Raw genomic sequence first — 2577 nt, 5'->3', positions numbered from 1 at the left:
AGATCGTCACGATGTGGGGCGCGACGCCAGCCTGTGAGATACCTTCTGGATACCTGCGTTCTGTCAGAGTTGGTCAAAAAGCATCCTGATCCTCGGGCCGTAACATGGGTAGACGAGCGGGAGTCTGTGGGGTTTCTTAGTGTGCTCACACTGGGAGATCTCCAAAAAGGCGTTGCCAAGCTTGTTGACGGCGATAGGCGAGCAATGCTGCAGGATTGGATAGACGTTGACCTGCGAGCCCGTTTCGTCGGACGTATTCTTCCTGTTAACGAGCTTATCGCCAGCGTATGGGGAGGTATAACAGGTGCTGCTGAACAATGCGGAACGCCTCTGGTTCTACTTTCATGTGGAAAGAAGACACCAGTATCTGTCAAATAGCGCCGTGAAAAATCAGCCCCCTATCAGGCGATTCTCACAACCATCCCGTCAACTTAGAGTCAGATTTTCATAACACGGCCAAGTGGTTCCTGAATGACGATGAATAACACCGAAATCATGGTTTGCACCGGATACGCGGTCAGCAACAAAAAACTAGAACTGGGAATGCGAATGCCGGTCTGCATTTGCCGCGTCATTAGCTTCTTCATCAAAAGCCACATCTCTGCCCGACGCCATCGCCCATACCAACGCCGCTATCCAGCCAATGACCGTCCAGCCGAGCAGTAAACATAGCAAGGTTATCCCCAAAAGGTAGGGGCTCCCCAGGCTCCAGGCCAGTAGCACCGGTAGGGCATAAACCACTAAACCGACAAGAATGCCTGCAACCAACAAAAATACAAAACCTGCCGGCGTCTCAAAAAGCCAATGCCACATTACCCCTGCTCTCCGTTGTGAATGGAACCGCTTACATCCTGTCCCTATATTACCCCATCACTACAGATTGCTGTAAGCCCAAGCACATCCTAAAGGCTTGCCCAGCATGGGTTGCAGTCGGCATGGGTTGCTCCCGGCATGGGCGATTCCAAACCTTTTCATCAGAGCAAGAGCTACTTGCTTTCAGGAATGCCCCATATTTGCCCTGCACGCCATTTTGTTGCTCTGTGGAGCTTTGGGTAGCTCTATTCATCAAACTGTCTTCTGTAGCCTTTCTATGCCGTCCTATACGCAATGTTCAGGATGGGCCTTGCCTCTGTTTCTTGCAGATGCCTTTCTATGCCCCATATTTGCCCTGTAACCGCCTTGGATACCTGAAGTGCAGGGCTGGCATCACCTCAGCCCTTAGTTCAATGCTAGAGCCCCATTGTCCGTCTGTTGATGATGTTCTACAGCGTGCTTGCTGTCCCTGTTCGTGACATAGCCTTTGATAGGTTTCTCTGCATGAGCCTCTGGCCTTGGCTGTATTTCTCGCCTTTCCTTGCCCCTATGTGCCCGCCTTTGGCGTGGCTCAGTCGCGGTTTTGACCTCGATGGCAAGAATCGCAATTGTGGCTCTACATATAGTATTTAGAGATCAAAACGGGTTTTGTTCTCTAATAGATCACATTCGCGTTTTTTGCCCCTTCATATATACATAGTATTTAGAGATCACAGGTGCGATTTTAAAACAGATCGTTTTGCGGTGTCACGCCGTCTAATAGCTTGAAAATCCAGGCGGACAACAAAAAAGCAGAGCGCCGTTCGCTTACACAAAAAAAGGAGCAGGTAACCACGTAAAGCCGCGCATGGGATGGGGGAACATTCTGGGCGGGTAACAGGGTTTTGATGACCTATTTTGATGACCGAAGGATAGGTGGTTGGAGGGGGGATACCGACAACCCAGATTCCAGGGAAATCCAACCGCCTGAAGGGCGAATTTCGCCGATGACCATAAAATGCGGGGAAAAGCGGTCTTGCCCTGTTTGTCTGCAGCAATTTTTTATCCGTGCGGATAAACGAGGGATAAACGAGGTGTCACTAATGTTTATGCCGCGATAGTTATAGCTTGTGCCCGAATAAGGGGGATAAACGAGGAGTAAAAGATGTATCACTAGAGTTTATGGTGCGATAGATATGGATTGTGCGCGAATACGAGGAATAAAAGAGGTATCCAAGTTTTCTATCGTGGTATTGGTTATGTTTGTTGACGATGCAAGGCAGAGAAGCGGCGGAGCGGCTTGAAAGGAGTCTTGCTGTAATCCAATTTGGCTATCGCGTCCAAAATACAAATGGAACTTTCAGGTTGGATGGTACGACACCGCTTAGTCGATTGGCTTATACAAAGCCCCGATCAAAGTGATCGTGTAACAGGGTGGTCGAAACAAAATATAAGCGTTTTTTATTAAACATTATCGTTTCTAAGCTCATATATAATCGTTTTCATGCTTTATATAACCGTTTTAAAAAATATTAAAAAAATAGTTTGACAAGGCATAAAAGCACATATAGTTTTTTCAGACATGATTCGCTCATGGAGAAAGCTTGATGGATTCAACGGGCCTGATTATCTTGCCGGAAATAGAAGATCTGCTGTATCCCCTCAAACCAGAAGAACTCGCCAACCTAGAAGCCAGCATCCTTAATGAAGGGGTTCGTGATGCGTTGATGGTATGGGAAAGAGAGCATGAAAAAATACTCGTTGATGGTCACCATAGATATGCCA

1 pseudogene is annotated in these 2577 nt (G+C 47.7%); it reads right to left on the bottom strand.

Annotated features, from left to right (window positions below):
* Positions 1-624 precede the first annotated feature (624 nt).
* A pseudogene (locus tag AC2VLY_RS09745) lies at positions 625-813 on the bottom strand (superinfection immunity protein); the annotation flags it as partial.
* Between the last annotated feature and the right edge of the window lie 1764 nt (positions 814-2577).

The organism is Acidithiobacillus sp. TH-A36 (assembly GCF_057473445.1).
This window is presented reverse-complemented; position numbering and strand designations above follow the sequence as displayed.